21 protein-coding genes are annotated in these 24,092 nt (G+C 62.3%); 11 read left to right on the forward strand and 10 right to left on the reverse strand.

Going from position 1 to position 24,092, the window contains the following annotated elements; genetic code table 11:
• Positions 1 to 67 precede the first annotated feature (67 nt).
• From LN996_RS01355 to LN996_RS01365, 3 genes are all read right to left on the reverse strand, one after another.
• Positions 68 to 1,324 carry an AGE family epimerase/isomerase gene (locus tag LN996_RS01355; RefSeq protein ID WP_231338406.1) on the reverse strand — a complete coding sequence of 419 codons (1,257 nt, stop codon included), beginning with the start codon at positions 1,322 to 1,324 and terminating at the stop codon, positions 68 to 70.
• A gap of 189 nt (positions 1,325 to 1,513) precedes the next feature.
• Positions 1,514 to 2,296 (reverse strand): DeoR/GlpR family DNA-binding transcription regulator, encoded by a 783-nt coding sequence (locus tag LN996_RS01360; protein ID WP_231338407.1) that lies wholly within the window; start codon positions 2,294 to 2,296, stop codon positions 1,514 to 1,516.
• Positions 2,297 to 2,370: 74 nt separating this feature from the next.
• Positions 2,371 to 3,513, reverse strand: coding sequence for a Gfo/Idh/MocA family oxidoreductase (locus LN996_RS01365; protein ID WP_308102684.1), 1,143 nt, complete (start codon positions 3,511 to 3,513; stop codon positions 2,371 to 2,373).
• Between the two features lie 134 nt (positions 3,514 to 3,647).
• Here LN996_RS01365 and LN996_RS01370 point away from each other — a divergent pair, with 134 nt between their 5' ends.
• The 9 genes from LN996_RS01370 to LN996_RS01410 all read left to right on the forward strand — a co-directional run bounded on the left by LN996_RS01370 (position 3,648) and on the right by LN996_RS01410 (position 12,544).
• Positions 3,648 to 4,547, forward strand: a complete 900-nt coding sequence (locus LN996_RS01370; RefSeq protein ID WP_231338409.1) for a PfkB family carbohydrate kinase — start codon at positions 3,648 to 3,650, stop codon at positions 4,545 to 4,547.
• A 16-nt stretch (positions 4,548 to 4,563) separates the two neighbouring features.
• The gene (locus LN996_RS01375) at positions 4,564 to 5,448 is read left to right on the forward strand and encodes an aldolase (RefSeq protein ID WP_231338410.1); all 885 of its coding nucleotides are present in this window, start codon (positions 4,564 to 4,566) and stop codon (positions 5,446 to 5,448) included.
• A 70-nt stretch (positions 5,449 to 5,518) separates the two neighbouring features.
• Complete coding sequence (locus LN996_RS01380) at positions 5,519 to 6,808, forward strand: ABC transporter substrate-binding protein (protein ID WP_231338411.1); 1,290 nt, start codon at positions 5,519 to 5,521, stop codon at positions 6,806 to 6,808.
• A 47-nt stretch (positions 6,809 to 6,855) separates the two neighbouring features.
• Positions 6,856 to 7,761 carry a carbohydrate ABC transporter permease gene (locus tag LN996_RS01385; protein WP_231338412.1) on the forward strand — a complete coding sequence of 302 codons (906 nt, stop codon included), beginning with the start codon at positions 6,856 to 6,858 and terminating at the stop codon, positions 7,759 to 7,761.
• A gap of 4 nt (positions 7,762 to 7,765) precedes the next feature.
• Positions 7,766 to 8,581 (forward strand): carbohydrate ABC transporter permease, encoded by an 816-nt coding sequence (locus LN996_RS01390; protein WP_159706046.1) that lies wholly within the window; start codon positions 7,766 to 7,768, stop codon positions 8,579 to 8,581.
• 58 nt (positions 8,582 to 8,639) lie between these two features.
• A complete protein-coding gene (locus LN996_RS01395; protein ID WP_231338413.1) occupies positions 8,640 to 10,079 on the forward strand; it encodes an NAD-dependent succinate-semialdehyde dehydrogenase in 1,440 nt (479 codons plus the stop codon).
• The gene (locus LN996_RS01400) at positions 10,080 to 10,823 is read left to right on the forward strand and encodes a sulfite exporter TauE/SafE family protein (RefSeq protein ID WP_231338414.1); all 744 of its coding nucleotides are present in this window, start codon (positions 10,080 to 10,082) and stop codon (positions 10,821 to 10,823) included.
• 46 nt (positions 10,824 to 10,869) lie between these two features.
• A complete protein-coding gene (locus LN996_RS01405) occupies positions 10,870 to 11,058 on the forward strand; it encodes a hypothetical protein (protein WP_231338415.1) in 189 nt (62 codons plus the stop codon).
• Positions 11,059 to 11,149: 91 nt separating this feature from the next.
• Positions 11,150 to 12,544, forward strand: a complete 1,395-nt coding sequence (locus LN996_RS01410) for a phosphomannomutase/phosphoglucomutase (RefSeq protein WP_231338416.1) — start codon at positions 11,150 to 11,152, stop codon at positions 12,542 to 12,544.
• Between the two features lie 70 nt (positions 12,545 to 12,614).
• On the opposite strand, the gene LN996_RS01415 is transcribed toward LN996_RS01410, so the two are convergent.
• The 5 genes from LN996_RS01415 to LN996_RS01435 form a co-directional block, all read right to left on the reverse strand.
• Positions 12,615 to 13,811, reverse strand: a complete 1,197-nt coding sequence (locus LN996_RS01415; protein ID WP_231338417.1) for an amidohydrolase — start codon at positions 13,809 to 13,811, stop codon at positions 12,615 to 12,617.
• Between the two features lie 23 nt (positions 13,812 to 13,834).
• Positions 13,835 to 14,587, reverse strand: a complete 753-nt coding sequence (locus tag LN996_RS01420) for an amino acid ABC transporter ATP-binding protein (protein ID WP_231338442.1) — start codon at positions 14,585 to 14,587, stop codon at positions 13,835 to 13,837.
• A gap of 26 nt (positions 14,588 to 14,613) precedes the next feature.
• Positions 14,614 to 15,579, reverse strand: a complete 966-nt coding sequence (locus LN996_RS01425; protein WP_231338418.1) for an amino acid ABC transporter permease — start codon at positions 15,577 to 15,579, stop codon at positions 14,614 to 14,616.
• A 2-nt stretch (positions 15,580 to 15,581) separates the two neighbouring features.
• The gene (locus LN996_RS01430) at positions 15,582 to 16,517 is read right to left on the reverse strand and encodes an ABC transporter substrate-binding protein (protein ID WP_231338419.1); all 936 of its coding nucleotides are present in this window, start codon (positions 16,515 to 16,517) and stop codon (positions 15,582 to 15,584) included.
• Positions 16,518 to 16,605: 88 nt separating this feature from the next.
• A complete protein-coding gene (locus LN996_RS01435; protein WP_253464633.1) occupies positions 16,606 to 17,808 on the reverse strand; it encodes an amidohydrolase in 1,203 nt (400 codons plus the stop codon).
• Between the two features lie 411 nt (positions 17,809 to 18,219).
• Here LN996_RS01435 and LN996_RS01440 point away from each other — a divergent pair, with 411 nt between their 5' ends.
• Entirely contained in the window at positions 18,220 to 19,206 is a 987-nt protein-coding gene (locus LN996_RS01440; RefSeq protein ID WP_231338421.1) for an ornithine cyclodeaminase family protein, read from the forward strand.
• 22 nt (positions 19,207 to 19,228) lie between these two features.
• On the opposite strand, the gene LN996_RS01445 is transcribed toward LN996_RS01440, so the two are convergent.
• Both LN996_RS01445 and LN996_RS01450 read right to left on the reverse strand, forming a co-directional pair.
• Entirely contained in the window at positions 19,229 to 20,308 is a 1,080-nt protein-coding gene (locus LN996_RS01445; RefSeq protein ID WP_231338422.1) for a substrate-binding domain-containing protein, read from the reverse strand.
• A 129-nt stretch (positions 20,309 to 20,437) separates the two neighbouring features.
• The gene (locus LN996_RS01450) at positions 20,438 to 22,459 is read right to left on the reverse strand and encodes a PQQ-binding-like beta-propeller repeat protein (protein ID WP_231338423.1); all 2,022 of its coding nucleotides are present in this window, start codon (positions 22,457 to 22,459) and stop codon (positions 20,438 to 20,440) included.
• A gap of 288 nt (positions 22,460 to 22,747) precedes the next feature.
• Between LN996_RS01450 and LN996_RS01455 the strand changes: the two genes are divergently transcribed.
• Positions 22,748 to 24,061: a sugar ABC transporter substrate-binding protein gene (locus LN996_RS01455; RefSeq protein ID WP_231338424.1), complete on the forward strand. Its 1,314-nt coding sequence runs from the start codon at positions 22,748 to 22,750 to the stop codon at positions 24,059 to 24,061.
• Positions 24,062 to 24,092: the final 31 nt, after the last annotated feature.

A 24,092-nucleotide genomic window follows, 5' to 3' on the forward strand; every position in this document is an offset into this window, starting at 1 on the left:
TCCCCCGGTACGCCTTCCCCTTATTGATGTCAGTGCTCGGAGTTGACGCGGCAGTCTCGGTGATTCCTCAGTTTCCTTGGCCGGCACGGAGATGGGCGTCCAGCAACCCTGCCGCAACTGCCGGAGCGAGGCCGGGTGCCAGCGGAAGTCGCGGAACCACAAGGCAGTGCCAAAGGTGATAGATGTCGGCCTTTCCGGACCAGACGGTGGAGGCGACGTTGCCGTGCTCGTCCAACTCCTGCTTCCAGGAACCGTGCTCGTAGTCAATGAACCAGTCGCGGGCGTGGTCCCAGATCCGCTCGTACCAGTCCGCGTATTTCTGGTCCCCTGTGGCCATGTACAGCGCGGCCGCACCCCCGATTGCTTCGACCGGCACCCAGCGAATGCGGGAGGTGACAATTGGCTTCCCGTCCCAATCCACCGAGTACACGAATCCGGGATGGCCGTCCGGCTCCCATGCGTCGCGGATGGCGGCGTCGAACAGGCCTTTTGCGTCTTCCATGAGCCACGCAGGAACGTCCATACCGCGGGCCTCAAGGCCGGCGCGGAGGTGCAAGAGCAGCCGGGCCCACTCGACCCAGTGGCCAGGCGTTCCACCATAGGCACGGAACTGGCTGGCCCGGTCATCGGTGTTGTACTCCGGAAGCGGGGTCCAGTCCGGGTCGAAGTGCTCGAAGACCCGGTAGTTGTTGTTGCGCGCAAACTGGTGGATGAGCACCTCAGCGATGTGGAGTGCGCGCTCGAGCCAGCGATTCTCGCCCGTCACATCAGCGACGATGAGGTACGCCTCCACCGAGTGCATGCTGGCATTCCCGCCCCGGTAGGCTTCGGTTTCCGAAAAATCCCGATTCCATGAGTCGAAGCACATATTGGCTTCGTGGTCCCAGAATTTCGAGTCAGCTATATGCAGTGCCTCGTCCAGCAATTCTTGGGCACCGGGCCGGCGGGCCGCGACGGCACTCGCCGCGGCCAGAAGCACGAACGAATGCTGGTAACCGGACTTCGTGTCGTTCACGGGCCCGTTTTCGTCGACCTCCGCGTACCAGCCGCCGAATTCGTTATCGCGGAAGGCTCCGTTGAGCGCCGCAATGCCATGGTCCACCATGGACGCGGCACCGGGGCGCCCCATCAACGCAGCAACTGCAAAACTATGGACCATTCGGGCGGTGATCCAGAGATGGGTCGGTTTGTCGGCAAGGACCTTGCCGTAGTTGTCGAGCCAGCCGAAGCCTGTGGGGACCTTGGAACCGGCAGCGAAGTTAATGAGCCTGTCTGTCTCTACTTCGAGCCAACGTGCGTGAGCGGCGCTGTTCAGCCACGTCATATGGATCTCCTCAAAAATTTGCGGCCGCCGAAGGGAAGCCTGTTCTCATCTTATTGCCTGATGATTGAATTCCACCAGATAAAGTTTGTTTTCGGACATTGATAACGCAGAGTCCTAGCCTCAAAGGCCGACTGCCAGGAGTCGGTTATACGATTCGACGCGGCGTTGACTACTCCCGCGGGCAGGCGGCTATTCCGCTACGATCAGCCTGACGCTGCATGCCGCCAACGCCTCTGCCACTTCCCGGGGCGGCGGCGCGTCGGTGACAAGAATGTCCACCGCCTCAAAAGAAGCCAGGCGAGCGAGCGCATACCGAAGCATTTTCTGGTGGGTGGCAACCACTACAACTTGCTCCGCAGATCCCATCAGGGCCAACTTCGTGGCCCGTTCCACGTCCCGTTCAATGTAGAAACCCTCATCGTGGATCCCACTCACACCAATAAAGGCTGTCTTCGCGCGAAGCCCTTGGACTGCGTTGACCGTCATGGGTCCGTTGAACGCCTGGCTGTCCAACAACAGCTCACCACCCAGGCAAATGGTGCGTGCGGATGTCAGCTGCAGGCACCGTTGTATGGCGGGAGCAGAGTGGGTGATGATCGTGCCCATGAAGGCAGCCGGCAGCTCCTGTGCGATCTGGTAGGTAGTGGTGCCAGCGTCCAGGATGATCGCATCACGTTCGGCGATGAGGTCCACGCACGCTTTTGCCACCCTCTGCTTCGCGTCAGCGTCCTCCCGGACGCGCGCAGCGAAGTCAGCATTTTGGCCGTGACCTTCGACAGCGCTGACCCCACCGTGGACCACCTTGACCAGCCCCAGCTTGGACAAGGCACGCGTGTCACGGCGGACCGTCATGTCCGACACGTCGAATGTGCCGGCAAGGTCTGCGGTGGAAAGGAACCCCCGCCTGCCAAGCTCGTCCAGAATGGTCTGCTGCCGCGGTGTCAGCGGCGCCTCTTCTCGTGCGATGCTCATGGCTTCCCTTCGTTTGACGCCCCCCGGACCGATCATCGGTGTGGGAAAGTGTTGTAATTCCAACACAATCTTACTTACTTCTGCGCACCAACATGGGTAGCGAGGAGTCCAATGGGGCGTCCTTCCACGATGGAGCGCTCCGCTGCGAGGCCCATCCGCACGGATTGAAGGCCGTCAGCGACAGTCACTTCCACGGGTCCTTCGCCCAGAATGGCCTTCCGGTAGCCGAGGTGCTCGTAGTAAGTCGAACCGTGGTGGGCCCCGGCAGCCAAAACCGCTTCGTCCACGGGAACTTCATGCTTTTCAGGGCCAAGCGGCGAACGCGGGCTGAATTCGACGGTGGCTTCGGTTTCGTCCCCCTCAATCCAATGGTTGGCGGCGACGGGAATCAGGGTTTCAATCTTGGCAGCGTCACCCACGACGGAGATTCTTTCCTGGAACTGGGACCCCTCGGCGAACATGGACAACTCCAGCATGGCGCGGCGCCCGCCCTTGAAGTCCACGATCACGTAGGCATTGTCGACCATGTCCGATACCCGGCCGTCGTAGACCTCGTCCATATGGTTGACGTCGTGTCCTCCACTGGCGTAGACGCGGGTGGGTTCGTCCTGCAGGATCAGGCGCATCAGATCGAAGAAGTGACAGCACTTTTCCACCAGGGTCCCGCCGGTGCGCTCGGCGAACCTGTTCCAGGCGTCCACTTTGTGCAGGAACGGGAAGCGGTGCTCAACGATTGAGAGCATGTGGATGGTGCCGAGCTTGCCGCCATGAGCGGCCTGGATGATTTCCTGCACTGGAGGCATGTAGCGGTATTCCATTGCGACCCAGACGGGGGCCGGGTAACCAGCTGCAAGTATCTCAAGCTCATCTGCCTGCTCCGCGCTGGTGCACACCGGCTTTTCCACCAGGACGGGGAGGTTGGTTCCACTGGCAAAGATGTCCTTGAGGATTCCCAGATGTGTGTCGTTGGGGCTTGCGATCACCAAGGCGTCCACAAGCCCTGATGCCAGCAGTTCCTGATGCGTGGAGTAGGTCTGCACCCCGTAGCCAATTTCACGCGAGGTCTCCGCAAGGGAGGAAGGTGTGGGATCAGAAACCGCGGTGATGCGGCTTCCCGGTATCAGTGCGAGGTTCCGGACATGTTCGCGGGCCATGTGGCCGGCGCCGATCAGGCCGTAGCGAATGGTTTGAACCATCTCTCCAGAAGGCAATGACATGAATTGCTCCGTTTCTCTGCGTTGAGTAAGGGATCGACGTTGCATCCCGAACATCACTATACCGAATGTGTTGTTTTTCACACATAGCGTGTGTATATTTTTTCACTACCAGTCCAACTACAACGAGGTGGAACGTGCCCCAACCGAAATCCGGAACCCTGCTTTTTGTCGGGTGTGCCACTCTGGACTCCATTGCCCTCGTGCAGGATTATCCTGCCGCCGACAGCCGCACGGTCGCCGCCGATTTCGTTACGGCAGGTGGTGGGCCGGCCGCCACGGCAGCCGTGGCAGCGGCCCGGGCCGGTGCCAGGACTGCTTTCGCGGGCGTCCTCGGCACGGACGAAGAAGGCGACCGGATCATCACGGGACTCGACGCCGAGGGCGTGGACACTTCCGCTGTCATCCGTGACCCTGAGGTCGCCACGGGCGCGAGCGTCATTATCGTCAGCAAGGCCAGCGAGAGCCGGGCCATCGTCACCCGGCCAGTGCCGCCAGTCCGTTTTCCGGCCGGCAGCCGCTTTCATGAACTGCTGCGCACTGCAGCATGGGTCCATGTGGATCACTTGGGCTGGAATGCGGTAGCAGATCTGCCCGGATTACGGATCAGCGTGGATGCCGGAAACCCCATTCCCTCCTTCAGCCCTCAGGGTGTCGAGCTGTATGTCCCCACCATCGAACGCCTGCGGGCCGAGTACGGCGACGACCTTGCCCCTGAGGTCCTCCTGCAAAGGGCCATAGATGGGGGCGCCTCGGCCGTGGTCGCCACGGCGGGGTCGGATGGAGCCTGGGGCCTTGAACGGGATGGCATTCCGTTCCACGTCCCGTCGACCCCCGCCGACATCGTCTCCACACTGGGCGCCGGCGACGTCTATCACGGCGCCATCCTGGCAGCCGTGGCAGCAGGGCTTCCCCTTGTGGAGGCTGCGTCATTCGCAGGCCGCACCGCCTCCGCATCCTGCGCAGGTTTGGATGGCCGTTCCATGATTCCACGCCAGACCGTCACCTCAGTTCTTACCGCCAATCCCACTCTCTAGCCGAAAGAAGCAGCCAATGAGCACCATCGACCTTTCTTCACTCCAGCGCCCGTCGGGTGCCTTCGCCATGCTCGCCGTTGACCAGCGCGAAGCCATGCGGAACATGTTTGCCGAGCACACCGACCAACCCGTAACTGACGAGGACCTCCGCGACTTCAAGCTCGCAGCTGCCCGCATTCTCACTCCCTACGCCTCCGGAGTTCTCATTGACCGCCAGTTCGCGCTGGATCAGGCCATTGAGGCCAACGTCGTTGACCCAAGCTGCGGGCTCATCGCCTCAGCCGACCATTTCGAGTCTGCCCATGGCGAGCTTGTGGGCGAAGTGACCATCGACAAACTTGTTGAACCGAAGAAATATGCCGCCCTGGGCGCGAAGGCCCTCAAGCTGCTGGTTCTCTACCGACCGGATGAGCCCGCCGAAGGGCGGGTGGCGATGGTCCGCGAATTCGTGGAAAGCTGCAAGTCCGCCGGGCTGATCAGCATCATCGAACCTGTTTCCCGCAAACCCCTGGCAGGAGGCGACTTCGACTGGAACGCCGGCATTCTGGCTGCGGCCAAGGAACTCGGCAGCCTGGGAGCTGACCTCTATAAAGCGGAGGTCCCGTTCAAGGGCCAGGCTTCTGAAGCCGAAGTCCGTGCAGCTTGCGCCGAACTCACCAAGGCCATCGACGGTCCCTGGGTAGTCCTCTCCTCGGGCGTACCGGAGGAGATTTTCCCGGACGCCGTCCGATGGGCTTGCCTGGAAGGTGCCAGCGGGTTCCTGTCCGGTCGCGCCGTGTGGGCGTCCTGCATCGGCTCGTCCGACGTCGTCGAATCCTTGTCCACGGACGCAGTCCGTCGTCTGCAGCGACTCTGCGCTGTGGTCGACGAGGTGGTCTCGGCCCAGCGAACCACCGCCTGATCCTTCAGGGCACCATGTGTGCCCGATTCCCCAACAACTAGGCACAGCAACACTCAACGAGGAGATTATTGTGAGTCAGATTTCACGCAGGCAGGCCATGGCCGTTCTCGGAGCTCTGGGTCTCGGCGCGACCGCCGCAGCATGCGCCGGCCCCGGCGGCTCCACTGCCCCAGGTGGCGCCACAGGTCCTTCCGCGCCTGCCACCGGTGCCATCACAGGTAGGGTGTCCTTCGCCCACTGGCGTGGCGAGGACAAGGCAGTCTTCGACGAACTCATCAAACGTTTCGCTGCAAAGAACGCCGGCGTGGAGGTGGCCCAGGATATCTCCACGTCCAACGACTACAACGCCCAGGGTTTGCAAAAGGTGCGTGGCGCGGCCATCGGTGACGCGTTTGCCACCTTCCGCGGTGCCCAGTTCAACAATTTCAGTGAAGCCGGAATCTACACCGAGCTGAAGAACAGCAAAGCTGTTGGCAATTACCAGAAGGGCCTTCTGACGGCCGGACAGTCGGGCGACAGCCAATTGGGCCTGCCGTATCAGGTGGTCTTCCCCATGCCGATGGCCAACATGGACCTGTTCGACAAAGCCGGCGCCGAACTGGCGCCAAAAGACTGGGACGCCTTCCTGGGCATGTGCGAAAAGTTGGCTGCATCCGGCGTCGTCCCCATCTCCTGGCCCGGCGGCGACGTTGGAAATGGTGGCCAGCTCTTCAACTGCATGATTGCCAACAACGCCCCGGTGGATGACATGTGTGCCCAAATCGAACAGGGCAAGCTCAAGTGCACGGATGACTGGTTCATCAGGATGTTGAACCAGTACAAGGATCTGGTCCCCTACCTCCAGCCCAATGCCACAGGTACTGCTGTGGAGCCTGCACAGAATCTCTTCTCCCAAGGCAAGGCCGCGATGCTGGCCACGGGCTCGTACCACATCGCAGCTGTCCGCAACCTGGGTGCGACGTTCCCCATCGAGCTGGTCTTCCCCAACACGTCCACGGACGGCAACGCCAAGTATGAGGGCGCCTACAATGCCACGTTCATCCTGGGCGTCAACTCCGCCAGCAAGAACCAGGCGGCCGCCGCAGCATGGATTGACTTCCTGTCCGAACCTGCCAACGCTGGCTACTACGCCAACCAGACGGCCCAGCATGTGTCCGTCAAGGACGTCGAATACACCAACTCGGACCTCAAGCGTTTGAGCCCGTGGCTGGACAAGAAGACGGCCTTGGCCGCCCGGTTCCAGTTCCAGAACCTGGACGTCCGCAACGCCGTTGAAGCCAGCGCAACGGCTGTCATTTCAGGCACCAGCCCTGAACAAGCAGCCGAGGCAGCCCAGAAGATTGTCGACGAACGGCTGTGAGTACCCATACCGGAACGGCTCCCAAGCGAAAGGCGCCGGACAGCACTATGGAAGCCGCATCGAAGAAGCGCCGGTCCCCAACCCGCGTGAATCCTGCCCTCTACCTCTTCCCGCTGCCAGCGGTGGCCATCATCGCCGTGTTCCTGGTGATGCCCACGCTGCAGGCGTTCCAGTACGCCATCACGGACTGGAATGGATTCTCGGCAGCCTTCAATTACGTGGGTGTGGACAATTTCGTCCGGGCCTTCACCAAGGATTCACTGTTCACCAACGCCCTGACCAACAACCTGAAGTTCGTTTTGCTGGTGGTCATTGCACAAACGCTGTTCTCCTTACTGCTCGCGCTGCTGCTGACAAAGAATTCCCGGGGGAACGTGGTGCTTCGCGCTTTGTTCTTCTTCCCCACCATCCTGTCCTCAGTATCGGTGGCCTTCATCTGGAAGTTCATCTACGATCCCAACTTCGGTCTCGCCAACTCGGCACTGGGCGCCATCGGCTTGGAGGGGCTTCAAGGTTCCTACCTGGGCAACAATTCCCAGGCACTGTACTGGGTAGCCGTCACGCAAGTCTGGTTCCATGCGGGCCAGATGATGGTGGTCTACATCGCAGGTCTTCAGGCCATTCCCCGCGAACTGTACGAAGCGGCCGAGATGGACGGAGCCAACAAATGGCAGCAGTTCAAGTCCATCACCTGGCCGTTCGTAGCCCCGGCCACGTCCATCGTCGTCGCTTACACCACGGTGCAATCGTTCAAGGCCTTCGACCTGATCCTGGGTATCGCGGGCAACCCACCCAAAGGGTCCCTGGACATTCTCTCCACCCGCATTTACAGCACTTTTGCCAACTCGGAGTTCGGATATGCCGCCGCTCAGTCAATCATCTTCATGGGGATGATCGCCTTGGTTACCTGGCTGCAGCGCCGGTTGCTCCGTCTGACCCCGAAGGGGGAATGACAGCATGCTTGCATCAATCAGCCGCCGCGGAATCCTTGCCATCTATGCGGTCATCATTATCGTCCCCATCACCGTTGTGCTGTTCGGCAGCTTCAAGTCCACACAGGAACTTTTCGAGGGTCCCTTCAGCCTGCCCCAGTCCCTGGCGCCCGATAATTTCGCGGAAGTCATTGGCGGCCAGGACCTGGGCTCGTCCTTCCTGAACAGCGTCATCGTCACCGGCATCTCCGTTCCCATCACACTCTTCATTGCCAGCCTCGCTGGTTATGCGGTCGCCCGGCTGAGGGGCTTCGCATCCTGGGCCATCTTCGGATTCCTGGTTCTGGGAATGGCCATCCCCGCCCAAGCCAACATGGTGCCGTTGTATGTCTTGTTCGGCCGCATGGGCCTTCTGGACAACCTCACCGGCCTCATCGTGGCCAACATCGTCTCCACACTGCCCATCGCCGTCTTCATCCTCGGCGGTTTCATGCGCACACTGCCCAAAGAACTCTACGAAGCATGCTCCATAGATGGCACCGGACCTTGGCGGACCTACGTATCCATCGCACTCCCGCTCTCGGCGCCCTCGATAGCCGCTGCTGCCATCTTCCTGTTCGTCATCCATTGGAATGAACTGCTGTACCCCCTCTTGTTCATCCAGTCCCCCGGTAACCGCACCCTGCCGCTGGCCCTGCTGAGCTTCCAGGGAGAATTCCAAACCAACTACCCGTTGCTGTTCGCCGGAGTCATCCTTGCCTCCCTGCCTGTGGTGGTGGCCTACGTCTTCCTTCAGCGCTACTTCGTCGCGGGCATCACCGCAGGCGCCAGCAAGGGATGAGGCACCGTTCCGCGCGCCGGACAGCGCACCCCTCCCAGCCAACGAAAGGCAACACAAAGTGAACCTGAAATCAGCACAACACCTGATTAACGGAACCTGGCACTCAGCAGGAACGTCCAAGGACGTGACAGACCCCGGGAACGGGAGCACCGTAGGCGAGGTGGCCTGGGGAACTGCCGAGGACGCAACCAAAGCCGCTGACGCTGCCGCCGAATCATTTGGTGACTGGTCTCGCTCCACGGCCCGCACCCGCGCCGACCTCCTCCACAATGCCGCTGCGCTGTTGTCCGAACGCCGCGACGAACTGGCGCTCACCCTGGCGTTGGAAGCCGGCAAGCGACTCCCCGAGGCGCAAGGCGAAGTGGACTTCTCAGTGGAATACTTCCGCTGGTTCGCCGAGGAAGTACGCCGCACCACTGGCACCGTCAGCCCACCCGAGCTCCGCGGCCGCCGGCACCTCAGCACTCGCAGGCCCATCGGAGTCGCACTTAGCCTCACCCCATGGAATTTTCCCGTTTCCATCCAAGCCCGCAAACTCGCTGCCATGCTCGCCGCCGGCTGCACTGTGGTGGGCCGGGTCTCTGAGAAGGCACCGCTGGCTGCGACCGGGCTGTTTGAGATCCTGCACGATGCCGGGTTCCCCGCCGGCGTCGTCAATCTGGTCCACGGCCCTTCACGCGAAATCACCGGCGCCCTGCTCAAGCATCCCGCTGTCCGCGCCGTCAGCTTTACGGGGTCCACCGGGGTGGGCCGCCAGATCATGGCCTCGGCATCCGAACGTGTAGTGAGGCCGTTGCTGGAGCTCGGCGGCAACGCGCCGTTCATCGTCTTCGAAGACGCAGACCTCGACGCCGCCGTCGAGGGGGCTGTACTCGGAAGGCTCCGCAACACAGGACAGTCCTGCGTCGCCGCAAACCGATTCCTGGTCCAAGACAGCATCGCGGACGAATTCGCCCGGAAACTTGCTGCCAAATTTGATGCGATGACCATTGGGCATGGTGTTCCCGACGGCGGGACACCCGTACCGGATCTTGGTCCCGTCATCGACGCCGAGCGCGTGGCCGCTGTCCAGGCCCTGGTGGACGATGCCCTCAGCCGTGGAGCCCGCCGGGTCACCGAACGGACCCAGGTTCCTACCCAGGGTTCCTTCGTGGCCCCCACACTCCTGGCCGATGTTCCCGACGACGCGCCCTTGGTGAGCGAGGAAGTCTTCGGCCCCGCAGCAGGCGTGGTGACCTTCTCCTCGGAAGAGGAAGCGATCCGCAAGGCGAACGCCACCGAAATGGGTCTGGCCGCGTACGTCTGGAGCAGCAGTTCCAAGCGCGCCTGGGATATCCCCGAACAGCTGGAGGCAGGCATTGTTGGAGTCAACGATCCCCTCCCTTCCGTGGCCTTTACACCCATGGGCGGCGCCAAGCAGTCCGGCCTGGGCAGGGAAGGATCAAGTCTGGGCCTGGAGGAGTTCGAGGAGGTCCAGTACGTAGCCTGGAGGCCATAAATGCTGACCACAGGACTTGTTCTGGGAGCAGTCGTCATGGGTGCCGGGATGCAGCGCGTCACCGGCATGGGATTCGCTTTGGTGGCGGCCCCGTTCCTGGTCCTGCTCCTGGGCCCTGTTGAAGGCGTGGTGCTGGTCAATGTCTGCGGAGCCGTGACGGCCGGAGCGATCATCTTCCGCGTCAGGCGGGACATTGACTGGAAAAGATACCTGGCACTGGCCGCGTCAGCCCTCCTGGGCATTGTCCCCGCGGCGATCCTCATCCGCTATCTGCCACCGTCGGTGCTGGAGATCTCGATCGGAGTGACCCTTGCCGTGGGCCTGACAGTCCTGCTGGTCATGAAGTCAGCCGTCCTGCCCCAGCGTCGTCGCTACCTCTTCACCGCAGGTGGGCTCAGCGGCTTCATGAATACTGCGGCAGGGGTGGGCGGACCGGCGGTAAGTATGTACTCCATCGCCACCCGGTGGCAGCACAAGTCGTTCGCCGCCACAATGCAACCCTACTTTTTCACCATCGGCTCGCTGTCCCTGATCTCCAAGGCGGTCACCGCACCAGCCTCGTTTCCTGTCCTGCCGATGACAATGTGGCTCGCGGTCGCCGCCGCCTGCCTGGTCGGACTGGTTCTGGGTGACCTCGCATCCAAGCGGGTTTCCACCAGGGCCGCCCAGATTCTCCTGATCATCCTGGCCTATGTCGGAGCAGCCGCCACCATTATTCGCGGTGTGCTGGACGCTATGGGCTGAAACCCGCCCAACAAACTCAAGATCCCCAACCATCGAAAGGACTCTCATGTCCATCACTTCATCAAAAGAAGGCACCCTCCGCGTTTCCACAACCAAGGGCGAACCTGTTGAACTCAGGATTGATGCTTCCGACCCTGTGGCCGTTCGGCTAGAAGTTGATAACACCTGCGGCTGTGCCGAGGGTTCTGGTCGACGCGTCGGTGCCTACACAGATACGGACTTCGGCATTCGCTAGGTGAAGGCCCGCCGCTAGCTACCTGATAGTGTTGCTTTTCCAACACAATTCGTTCGCTTCCTGTCATTGATGCGTGCGCGCAAGGAGAAATATGGATCTTTCCACGTCTTTCAAGGCCTACGACGTCCGTGGCATAGTCGGCTCTTCGCTGACCGATCACGTCGCAGAGGCCATCGGGGCAGCTTTTGTGGATGTCTTGGACCTTGCGGGCAAGACAGTGTTCTGCGGGGGTGACATGCGCCCTTCGTCCCGCGGGTTCGTCTCGGCGTTCTCACAAGGTGCAGCAACCCGGGGCGCCAACGTTTACGACCTCGGGCTCATCGCCACCGACGAGCTCTACTTTGCCTGCGGCGCCCTGAACGCGGCGGGTGCTATCTTCACAGCAAGCCATAACCCAGCCCAGTACAACGGGATCAAGATGGCCAAGGCCGGAGCAGTCCCCATCTCCTCGGACTCAGGGCTGTTCGACATCCGGGACCTCGCCCAGCGCTATCTGGACCACGGCTTCCTTGGGGCCGAAACAGTTGGGACCGTGGCCCCGCTCGACGTCCTTGCGGACTACGCACGCAAGCTGCGTTCGCTCGTGGACCTAAGCGCCGTGCGACCTCTCAAAGTCGTCGTCGACGCCGGAAACGGCATGGCCGGGCTGACCGTTCCCGCAGTGTTGGGCAGCCAGATATTGGAAGCTTTACCGCTGGCCATCGTTCCGCTCTACTTTGAGTTGGACGGCACGTTCCCCAACCATCCAGCCAATCCCTTGGAGCCGGATAATCTCAGGGATCTGCAGGCTGCCGTGCTGGAGCACGGCGCCGACCTTGGACTGGCATTCGACGGCGACGCTGACCGCTGTTTCGTGGTCGACGAGACCGGACAACCAGTCACGCCGTCGGCGATTACCTCCATGATCGCGGTACGCGAGATTTCAAGGGTCCAAGCAGCGGGCCAGGCCGATCCAGTGGTCATCCACAACGTGATAACGTCCCGGTCAGTGCCCGAATTTGTTCAGGCTGCAGGTGGCCGGCCGGTCCGTACCCGAGTAGGCCACTCGTTCATCAAGGCGCAAATGGCCGAAGAGGACGCCGTGTTCGGTGGAGAACATTCGGCCCACTACTACTTCCGTGACTTCTATAACGCGGACACCGGGATGCTGGCAGCGATGCACGTCCTCGCCGCCCTGGGCGGGCAGCCCGCGCCTCTTTCCAAGCTTGTAAGGCAATACGAGCCGTACTCTGCCAGCGGCGAAATCAACTCAACTGTGGTGGATGTCGCCCAAGCCATTGCGGACGTGCGCCAAACCTACGATCAATCAACCAGTGTCCGCATTGATGACCTGGATGGACTGAGCGTGATCGCAGAGTCGGGAGAGTGGTGGTTCAACCTCCGGGCGTCGAACACCGAAGAATTGCTTCGGCTCAATGTCGAAGCCAAGGATGCAAAGACCATGGGCCGCATGCGGGATGCTGTCCTGGACATGATCCGGAAGTAGTCGTCAGCGGACTACCCCACGGTGCCCGCAGCGGCCAGGATCGTAACGATCAGGTGCTGCGGGCGTGGCGTCAGACCAGCACTTCGCCGTCGCGGGCGACGACGCGGCCTGCCGAGACCACGAGCCGCCGCTGGGGGCAGCGCACGAGCGCGTCCGGCACGTTCTCGGCGTCGAGGAGCACGATGTCCGCGTGTGCACCGGCGACGAGGTCGTGCTGCTCCCGACCGACGAAAGGCGCGCCGTATTTGGTCGCGTACTCGACCGCGTTGGTGAGCTTATCGTCATGGCGGAACCCATGCAGGCGCGCGAAGGCGAATGCCACGCGCAGCAGGTCCCCGTCGCCGAACGGCGACCACAGGTCGCGGATGCCGTCGGTGCCGAGGCCCAGCGGAACGCCGCGATCCCTCAGCTGCTGCCAGGGCAGCGGCGCGGTGCCGCTCATCGCGACGGTGGTCCACGAGATGCCCGCCTCGGCAAGCCCCTCGATGATCTCCTCCTGCACGCCCTTCTGCAATGAGCCCATGGCGAAACCGTGGGAGATGTTCACCCTGCCCTGGAGGCCGGCGTCGATGGTGCGGCGGATCACCTGACGGTACTCGTAGGCGCCGAGCGAGCCGAAGTCATGCAGATGCAGGTCAAGGCCAACGCCGCGCTCCACGGCAATCTGGAACAACCCGTCGAGCTGGCCTTCGACGTCGCCGTCGATGGTGCCCGGATCGAGGCCGCCAATGGCATCCGCCCCGGCCTGGGCAGCCTCGTCGAGCAGCCGCAGCACGCCCGGCCTGCGAAGAACGCCGTCTTGCGGGAAAGCGACCGTCTCGACCTGGATCGCCCCATCCAGCTCAGCGACCGCGGCTTGCACGGTCTCGAGGCCCTTCAGCCCGATGCCGAGGTCGACGTCGATGTGCGTACGGGTCGCTGTGGTGCCGTGACGGAGGAACTCGCGCAGCACCGCTACGGCCGAATTCACGTTCGGGATGTCGTAATTCCCGCGCTCTGCGCGCTCGTTCGCGATCCAGCCCTCGACGGTCGGGTGGTCGGAATAGGTGTACGACACCCACGGCTTGCCCCACCAGCTTTTGTCGACGTGGGCGTGTGCGTTAATGAACCCGGGCACAGCCAGCAAACCGCCACCGTCAAGGTCACCGGCGTCGAACGTGCCCCCGGCGAGTGCCACCTCCGTGATGACGCCACCACTGATCGTGATGTCCGCAGCCTCGGCGCCCCACGGGCGCACGTTCCTCAGGGTAAATTTCTTGTCAGTCATTCTGTTCCTCTATCTATTCGGACTCAGTGCACGCGGCTCAGGAAGGACGCTGTGCGTTCGTGCTGCGGGTTGTCGAGCACGTCGCGTGCCGGTCCGTCCTCAAGCACACGGCCTTGGTCCATGAAGACCACCCGGTCAGCGACCTCGCGGGCAAAGCCGATCTCGTGGGTGACAACGATCATCGTCATGCCCTCCTCAGCCACCTGCCTCATCGTCTGCAGCACCTCGCCGACGAGCTCAGGGTCGAGCGCACTGGTCGGTTCGTCGAACATCATGAGTCGAGGCTCCATGGCGAGCGCCCTGGCGATCGCCACACGCTGCTGCTGGCCGCCCGAGAGCTGGCTGGGGTACGAGTCGTCTTTATCTGCCAGGCCGACCTTGGCCAGCAGCTGCCGCGCGTTCGCGACTGCCTCCCGACGCGGGCGGCCCAGGACCCGGGCCGGGCCATAGGTGACGTTGTCGAGGGCTGTCATGTGACCGAACAGGTTGAAGTGCTGGAACACCATGCCGATGTGCTGGCGTGCCTTGGCCACGCGGCGTTCGCTCTGTTCGTAGAGCTGCCCGTCGTGCAGTTGGTAGCCGACGCGCTCCCCGTTCACCTCGATGACGCCACCGTCGACGGGGTCAAGGTGGTTGATGCACCGCAGCAACGTACTCTTGCCAGAGCCCGACGGCCCAAGGATGCAGACGATCTCCCCGGTTCGCACCTCGAGGTCCACGCCTCGGAGCACATGGTTGTGCCCGAGCCACTTGTGCACGCCGTCGATACGCAGCATGGTGTCGGTCGACGGTCCTGCGGGAGCTACTTGCGCCACAGCGCACCTCCGATGATGGTCCGAATATTCGTGGTCTTCGCCGGCCTCGCGCTCTTGGAGGAACGCCGTGACCCGGGCTGCGAGGCGTTGAAGCGACGCTCAAGGAAATGCTGCCCGGTGCCGGCGATGGTCACCAAGATCAGGTACCAGAGCACCCCAACAATCAGCAGGGGCAGGATCTTGAAGTTCTGCCCATAGATGAGCTGGACACGGGTCAGCAGGTCGCTGCCGCCGATCACTGACACGAGCGAGGTTGCCTTCAGCATGCCGATGAACTGGTTGCCGGTGGGCGGGATGATGACCCTGATCGACTGGGGCAGCACGATGCGGGCCAGGGCCTGGTTGCGGGTGAGGCCGATGCTCACGCCCGCGTCGGTCTGGCCAGTCGGCACCGAGATGATGCCGCCCCGGATGATCTCGGCCATGTAGCCCGACTCGGCGAGTGAGAGGGCGATGAGGCCTGCCGTGAAGCCCGAGATGAGGGCGTTCGTATCCTGTCCGAGGATCACGGGAAAGAGCACTGCAAGGTTGAACCAGAGCAGAACCTGAACAAGCATCGGGACTCCGCGGAAAAACCAAACGTAAGCGCGTCCGATAACACTGACCACCTTGTTGTTGCTCTGGATCATCAATGCGATGCCGAAGGCGAGCACGATGGAGATGAGCATGGCGAAGATCGCCAACTGGATCGTTACGCCGACGCCCTGGAGCACCACCGGGTTGAACATGTACTCCCAGGTGACGTTCCACTCCATATTGGGGTTCTGGGCCTGGGACTGGATGAAGAGGACCAGCAGCGCGATGGCAACGAAGCCCGTGACGATCTGGCCGTACTGGGGTCGCCGCTTCGCACGGATCGGTGCGTCCTGCACGGGTGGCTCGTCGCCGGCCCTGCGTACAAAGTGCGACGGCATCGTCGAGGTCGGGAGTGGTGACTGAGTGATGTCGGGCATGATCACTTCTTCGCCAGGTTGATGCCCGGGGTGTCGAGGTCGATGACCTCAACGTGCCACTTCTTCAGGATTCCGTCGTATGAGCCGTCCTCGTGGATTGCTTTGAGGGCGGTGAGGAAAGCGTCGCGAAGGTCGGTCTGTGCCTTGTTGAAAGTCATGCCAAGGTAGACCTTCTCCTCGAAATCTACGGGGAGCGACTCCAGTTTGTCGCCGGTCTCGCGCTGGATGACCGAGACCGCCATATCGGGCCAGAAGATGGCGTCGATGCGGCCGGAGGTTAGCGCCAGATTCTTATCGCTCGAGTTCGGGAAGGAGATGAGCTCGGTGGCAGGCTTCCCGATCGCGGTGCAGGCTGCGGCCATCAGGTCGACGAGGCGGTGGGCGTCGGAGCCCTTTACGTCGCCGATCTTGACGCCGCAGCCGCCGTCGACGGCGCTCGTGATGCCCTTGGGATTGCCCTTCTGCACCATGAAGACCGTGCCGGCCCACTGGTAATCGATGAAGTCGACCTGTTCCTGCCGCTTCTTGCGGTCGGTCATACCGGCGATCGCCGCGTCGAACTTTCCGCTCTGCATGCCGATCAGGATCTGGTCGAATGGCACTTTCTCCCACTTGACCGGGATACCGAGCTGCTTCGCCATCGACTCCATGAGATCGACGTTGTAGCCTTGGATGCCGGTCTCGCCGGCCGGGGTGAAGTTGGCCGGCTCGAAGTCGGGCTGTGTGGCGACGGTAAGCACCCCCTTGTCTTTGACCTTCTGCGGCAGCAGGTCAAAGAGGGGCGCCTTCTCATCGAGGACGGCAGTTTTCTCCGATGGCCCGGCGGCCGTGGCCGTGGAGCCTGAGACGCCGCAGCCGGTCATGGCGAGCACGGCGAGGCCCCCTGCCACGATGATGGCCGCAGCGCGGCGTGCGTAGGTGTTGCGGTAGAACGACATTGTTCTTGCCTTTCGGGGCGGAGTTCCGCGGGATGCGGAACTGGTTGGGGGGAGCAAGCGAGCGGGATCCCGCTCGCCGGGGCCTGGGTCATCCCGCGCGCAGGGGGTTCCCCTGGCGCGCGACGACCTTGCCGCGTTTCAGCACGAGCCGCCGTGGCGTCCGGGCTGCTACTGCCTCGCCGATGCTCGCTGCATCGATGAGGAAGAGATCGGCGGGTGCGCCGGGTTCGATCCGGGCGGGTTCGCGCCCGAGGGCGAGGGCCCCGCCGGTGACTGCGACGTCGAATGCCGAGTAGATCTGTTCGTCCGTGCGAAAACCGTTGCGATATGCCAGGTGAAAGGTGCGGTCGAGCATGTCGCCGTTACCGTACGGTCCCCAGTGATCCCGCACGCCGTCATTGCCTGCGCCGATGTTGACACCCCGCCCTCGCAGCTCGGCAATCGGCAGCACCGGCGTGTTGTAGACCGTTGCCGTCAGCAGGGAGATCCTTGCTTCCGCGAGGCCCTCCGAGATCCGCTCGGACTGGGCTTGGTCGACCTCGATGACGGCTACGCCGTGCGAGATGGCGACCCTGCCCTCGAGCCCGTGCCGCAGCACTCGCTCGATGATGAGTTCCATCGTGTGCGCGCCCAGAGTGCCACGCTCGTGCAGGTGGATGTCGAGCCGTGTGCCGTAGGTTTTGGCGAGCCCAAAGATCAGATCGAGGTGACGCACCGAGTCACGCTCCAGCGCGGCGGGGTCGATGCCTCCCAGGCATCCGACAAGCCCTTGTTGAAGAGCCGACTCAAGCAGCTCGGCCGTGCCGGGACGGGTCAGCAGTCCGCCCTGCGGGAAAGCGACCTGTTCGACGTCGATCACGTCGGCCAGCTCTTCGGCGACGCCGGCGACGAGCTTGAGACCGCGGAGCCCGATGTCGGGATCGACATCGGTGTGGGTGCGGGCGAGGGTCGTCCCCGCGGCGGCCATCTGCCCGAGCAGCGCGTACACACTGTCGCGGCTCGGCAGGCCGAACTCCGCGCGGCCCCGCTCGCCGTTGGCGATGCGGTCCTCGAGCGCGGGCCCCGCGGAATGCGGAACCCAGCTGCGGCCCCAGAGGGTCTTATCGATGTGGCAATGGGCGTCGACCATTCCGGGCAGGGCGAGCGCACCAGCACCGTCCTCGCGCACCGCCGTAGCGGGGTCAATGATGCCAGCTGGCTGAATCTGTGCGATGAGGCCGTCCTGGACGAGCAGGTCCACTGGCCGCGATCCATGAGCCAGCCGTACGCGCTCGATAATCATGTCCTGCATCCCAAATCTCCCACTTTCATGACGATCGTCACGTGAACTAGATAGGCACACAGTAGATTCATTTGGTATCCCATGGCAATAGTCAAGGCAAAAGATTCCGAATATTTTCTAGGCAACCAGGGGATTCAGCTATCAATTGAGATATGGGAGTTGCCACTTGGCATACCAAACAGAATTTTTGATGCGCGAAGGTCCCACATCGCTCCCTAGATGGAGAGGGCCCGCCTGCATCTCGGGTCCGGATAGCTGGTATACCAAGTAGAGTTATCTATATGAGTTGGTGTCGTTGGGTGACTAATTAACACCGTGATCCAGCGAGTTATCCAGCGGATCATTGACGGGGATTTCAAGCTTGGTATACCTTGAGCGCAGTCGACTCCGATTCATAGCGCTCAACCTCCGAAGGTGCCCATGACACTCATTCTCACCGCTTCAGCCCTTGAAGATCTGGCCAGCATGTCCGAAACGATATCCGCCGTCGAACGTGGATTCGTCGATATCGCCCGAGGCACCGCCCAGCAGCCAGCTCCGCTGTCCCTTCACCTGCCGTCTTCGGACGCACGGTATCTGCTCATGTCCGGACTGGCCGATACACAGCGACTCGCGGCCGTGAAGCTGCTGTCCGATATTCCCGCCAACCGCGAGGCCGGACTCCCCACGCAGCGTTCAAGCATCCTGCTGGCGGACCAGCTCACTGGGGAAACCCTCGCCCTTCTCGACGGCAGAGTTCCCACGCGGGTCCGGACGGCTGCGGCAAGCGCTGTGGCGAGCAAGTACCTTGCCCGGCCCGACAGTTCAACACTCGGCCTGATCGGCGCAGGCGCCCTTGCGATTGCCCATGTCGAGGCCATGCTGCACGTGCTACCCATCAGGAAGGTAGTCGTCTGGTCCCGCACCAACGCCACTGTCCAAGCCTTCCAGGCGAGGACCACGCATCGCGCCATCGAGATCGTGGCAGCATCCAGTGTCCAGGAAACGGTGGAGGCCGCTGATGTCCTCTGCACGCTTACACCGTCCGTAGAGCCGCTGGTCCACGGCGAATGGTTCCGTCCGGGGCTTCACATCAACGCGGTGGGGGCCCGCCCCCGGCCCACCCACCGTGAAATAGATGCGGACGGGATGGGCCGCTCCAGGGTTTTCGTCGACAACATGGAAACCGCCGTCCAGAAGTCAGGCGACCTCATGCTGGCCGTGTCCGAAGGATTCATGTCGCTCGACGACGTGCGGGGTGAGCTCGGCGCGGTCATTACCGGTCAGTTGGCCGGGCGTGACAACGACGACGACGTCACTCTTTTCAATTCAGTCGGCATCGGCATGCAGGACCTGGCCATCGGCCGGCTGCTCTATGACGCGGCCCTCCGGAACGGTCTCGGAACGGCCATTGACATGTCCCGCTGAAGTCCGCGAGTCGAGTGGCTCCCTACTCCGCGTCCTCCCCTATCACCGTTGACTCCCGGATGATCAGCTTCGGGGCAAGGCTCACGCGACGGAGGGCAGGCGACACCACAGACCCTGTCTTTCCCGCGAGGCGTTCCATGCACATGGTCACCGCCGCGTATCCGACGTCGCGTTTTGGCGGGGCGATCGAGGTCAGGGGTACGGGAGCGAGGTCGGCCACTTCGTCGTCATAGGCGACGATCGCCAGGTCCTCAGGCACGTCGACGCCGGACTCCTCAGCGAGGTTGATCAGGGTGATGGCTTCCTCATCGGGAAGGACCAGGACAGCGTGCGTCCCAGTGCGCCGGCAATCTTTCAGGAATTTTGCGAACTCCTTTTGGTTGTTGCCTGCGCCCACTACTGACCGTACATATTCCATGATGGGAGCATCAGTTTCCAGTCCCAACTTAGCTACCATGCGCTCATGGCTTTCACGGAGCCAAGGGGCCGTGGGGCTGGTGGCGATGGCCAGCCCGATCCGGCGGTGGCCCAAGGAAGCAAGGTGCTCGATGGCAAGCTCGGCGCCGTAACTGTGATCGGACATCACTGATTCGAAAACCCGGCTTGAGCGTTCCACGAGCACCACGGGGATGCGCAGTCCGGACAGCAATTCGAACGTCGGCGAACCGGGCTCAAGGGGTCCAGCGGTTGCCAGGAGTATGCCGTCGACGGCGTTGGCCACCATGCGCTGGAGCTGCCGGAACTCGTCTTCCTCGGAGTAGTTGCTGACACCCAGGATGAGGCGCGCATTCAGCGCCCTGGCTGCGGCTTCAGCGCCACGAATGACTTCCGGGAAGTAGTAGCCGGTGGTGGGAACGATCAGTCCAAGGGTAGCCAGCGGCTGGCGCGGCCTTCTGTGGACAGTGTCACCGGGGCGCTCCACGACTATCCGGACTGCCCCGCCATGGACCCTTCGCAGCAGGCCCTGGGCAGCAAGCTGCGTCAGGTCCCGGCGGATGGTCATGGTGGACTGGCCGCTCTTTTCGGCAAAGTCGTTCACGGTCAGGGTCCCGCGCAGCTCCAACTCACGGAGTATCTTCTCGTGGCGTTCCCCGCTGAGCATGCCAATCCTCTTCCGGAATCCCAATGTTCAAACAAGCATAAATGACCGAATACAAACAACGTTGTGGGGCCCGCTCTGCGCGTAAAACACTCGCCAGAGCGCGCAGAGCAGGCCCCGCAACGCCAGCCACTACCGCCGGGGGTGGTCGTCGATCCGCACGAGGTTCCGGCCCCGCATCGTATAAAGGTAACCGTCCTCATCGTTGTTGATATGTGCGCCGCTGTACCAGGCGCCGTCGATATCAGTTACCACGGTGGCTACCTCGAAGGTCTTGGGATCGAAGCGGAAGACGTGCGTATTCGAGACGCCGTAGACAGCACCGCGGTTTGTCACCAAGGCGGCGAAGCCGGAACTCACGGCGCTGATGTCCGAGCGGTGCACAATCTTGCGTTTGGGGAGGTCCATGACAAAAAGACCGCCCTTGCGCGTCACACCGTAGAGGTACTTACCCTGTACGGCGAGGGCCGCGATGCCTGCCCCTTCCCCGGCATCCAGTCGCCACAATTCCTTCCCTGCCACAGGGTTGAATGCCACCACGGTTCCTGCGCCATCGAGACCTGGATTGCCGCCCCCCAAATAGGCCACGCCGTCGCGGGATGCCACCGCCCGGAGCAACTGCACGTTGTCGATCGGATTCAGGAAGAAGCCCTTCTTACCGGTGCGCGGGTCATAAGTCCACAGCGAACCACCGCCCTCGGTGTCCGCCTGCGCCGCCACGAGGACCAGTTTGTTGCGCTCGTCCCAGCAGACGTCCAGGGGTCGGTTCTGTTCCTTGGGGAATTCCGCCACCTGCGTGATCGGCTTCCCATTCCGGGGGTCGTAGCTCCAAATGCCCTGGCCACTGTACTGCCCTGTATACAGGGCACCGTTGACCACGATCGCATCTTTCGCTTCACCAGGGGCGAGCATATTGGCAACGTCCCCTGTCCGGAGCGAGCGGCGCGCAATGACGCCGTTGCCTCCCACATAGACGTAGCCTGCTCCGGCAGCAATTCCCATCACCGATTGCGGATCAGAGGGTGCGCCGGCTTCGCCGAGGTCGGTAGTTCTGGTGGTTCCGGTTGCCGGGTCAATTTCAGCGACGAAGCCGTAGCCCGAGGTGACCAGCAGCTTGCCGCCCAAGGCGTCGACGCCCCAGATTTCACCCAACGAAGGCCCTTGGTACGGCACAGCCGATATTGCGTTGGCGGACAAGCTGTAGGCCACCAGCCCGGTCTCGTTGGCGAAGTAGACCTTATCCCCGATGGCCGCAAAGTTCTTGGCAGTCTTCCCCTCGGACAGGGCCTGCACATACGTCTTCGGGTTGCTGAGGTTCACAGCGGCAATCTTGGAGTTCTCCAGTGAACCGGCGGAGCTCACCATCAGTTTGTCTCCCACGATGCCAAGGTCGCGGATGCTGGGATCCTTCAGCATTTCAGCCGGAGTGACGTTGGTGAAGGTCTTGGCAGCGCGGTCGTAAGCAAACAAACAGGCCCGGCTGGCGCCGCTGCCACCATTGAGCGTGCTGCCGGCACCGAAGAAGATCGTGGAGTCGGTAGCGGCCACGGCACGGGCAAGAGTGGCGCCGGCATCGGGGATGCCGAGGCTGGTGATCTGATTGGTTGCGGGGTCGAACTCCCACAGCGCCGGCGCCGTGGGGCTTCCGCCACCGACAATATAGAGGCGTCCGTTGGGCGCCACGCTGAGGTCACGGACATCCCGGTCGCCGATGTAGCCAATCGCCGCGGCCTTGGTGCCAAGGCTGTTGAGGTCCCAGCGGAAGAGGTTCGGCTGCGTGCCGGTCGACTTCTGCAGAACACCGGCGTAGAGGTAACGGCCCGAGGCGTCAGCAGCCAGGGTCTGGATGGAGTGCCCGTTGGTGAGCTCGGTCTGGCCGATGACCTTTCCGGTGGGGACATGGAAGGCGATGATCCGGACCGGCTCCAGGTTGCGGGAACCGATGTAAAGAACGTCGCCCACCAGCAGCCCGCTCATCAGCGAGAACTGCACGACGGCGGGACCCAGGTCCAGGATTTCCGTCGCCTTCGGCTTGGACGCAAGGAAGGCGGACGCCGACGCCGGTTGGCCGGCTGCCATGCCGATGGCGGCGGCGAGGGACGCAGCACCGCCGACCTGTAGGACTGCCCGCCTGCTGATGTTCGATTTCTCCATTGGAATCCCTGTTCTTAGGTAGTGACTTTTTCAGTAGTCGCCGTTCGGGTGTCCAGAATTCATAGCAGCGTCGAGCGAACGTCGTCCAGCGTTTCTGTTCGTTCAAACACAAACGGTTGCAGATTCTTTGGCCTCATCTGCCCCTGACGGCGATTTTTCCCCAGCAGAATGTTTGAATTTGTTTGAAATATTGAAGATGTTCGAACTTGCGGATTACATGGATCCATCGCCTGTGGCCCCAACCACATGTTCCCTCTTCGCATCGCACAGTCTTCAAAGGAGAACACCATGAAGCGTCGTCACCTATTTACAGGGGTGGCCGGCCTGGCCGCCAGCACCCTGCTGCTCGCAGCCTGCGGCACGGGCCCCAGCACTTCCTCTGCTCCCACGCCCACGGAAGATCCGTCAGGATCCATCACCTTCTGGTCCTCCTTGGCAGGCATGGACAAAGTGGCTGACGCGTTCAACGCCAGCCAGGACAAGATCAAGGTCAGCTTCGAAACCATCCCCAACGGCGCCAACGGCGGCTACGCCAAACTTTCCACCGCCATCACGGCAGGTAACGGCCCGGACGTCGCCACCATCGAATACCCGCAGTTGCCGCAGTTCGTCAGCAACAGCCAGGTCATCCCGCTCGATGGCCTGATCAACAAGGCCGAAACAGTGGACAAACTCACGGACGAAACCAAGGCTTTGGTCCAGTTCGGTGAGAAGACCTACGCACTTCCGTACGACGCGGCCCCCATGCTCATGTGGTACCGCAAAGACATGCTGGACAAGGCCGGCGTCGAGGTCCCTAAAACCTGGGACGAATTCGAAGAGGCAGGCAAAAAACTCAAGGCCGTAGCGCCAGACTCCTACCTGGCCAGCTTCAACCCCAACGAGGTAGCGGCGAGCGCCGGTCTGGCCTGGCAGGCAGGTGCCAAGTGGTTCGGCACCGAAGGCGACAGCTGGAAGGTGGGAGTCAACGACGAAGCTACGCAGAAGGTGGCCAGCTACTGGCAGAAGCTGATCGACCAGAAGATCGTCAAGGTCACCCAGGCTTACAGCGACGAGTGGAGCCTGGACCTCGCCAATAGCACTGTTGTTGGCGTGGTTGGCGCAAACTGGAGCGCCACGGGTATCCAGAAGCGCACTGAAGCCAGCGGACAGAAGGGCCAGTGGATCGCTGCCGAACTGCCCAACTGGGGCAACGAATCGGGCGCTTTCTATGGCGGCTCCAGCTTCAACGTGACCAAGAGCAGCAAGAACCCGGCAGCGGCCGCCAAGTTCGTCGAGTTCCTCACTACCAACCAGGAAGCCATCAAAGCCCGCGGCAACACCGGCTCCGCGTTCCTTGCCTTCCCGGGCCTGACGCCGGTAGCACAGCAGGCCTACGACGCCAGCTACTTCGGCAACGACATCTACTCGGTCTTCACCAAGGCCTACGGCACCATCACCCCGGGCTGGCAGTGGGGACCCAACTGGGACATCACCAACACAGCCCTCAAGGACGCCTACGGCAAGCTGACCACCGGCGGCACCATTCATGACGCCGTCGATACCGCCCAGGAGGCCACCGTGGCCAGCCTGAAGCAAAACGGCCTCTCCGTCACGGAATAGCCACTCACCGAGTAGCCACACAGGCAGGGGG

The sequence above is a fragment of the Arthrobacter sp. AK01 genome, from assembly GCF_021109375.1.
Lineage (GTDB): Bacteria > Actinomycetota > Actinomycetes > Actinomycetales > Micrococcaceae > Arthrobacter.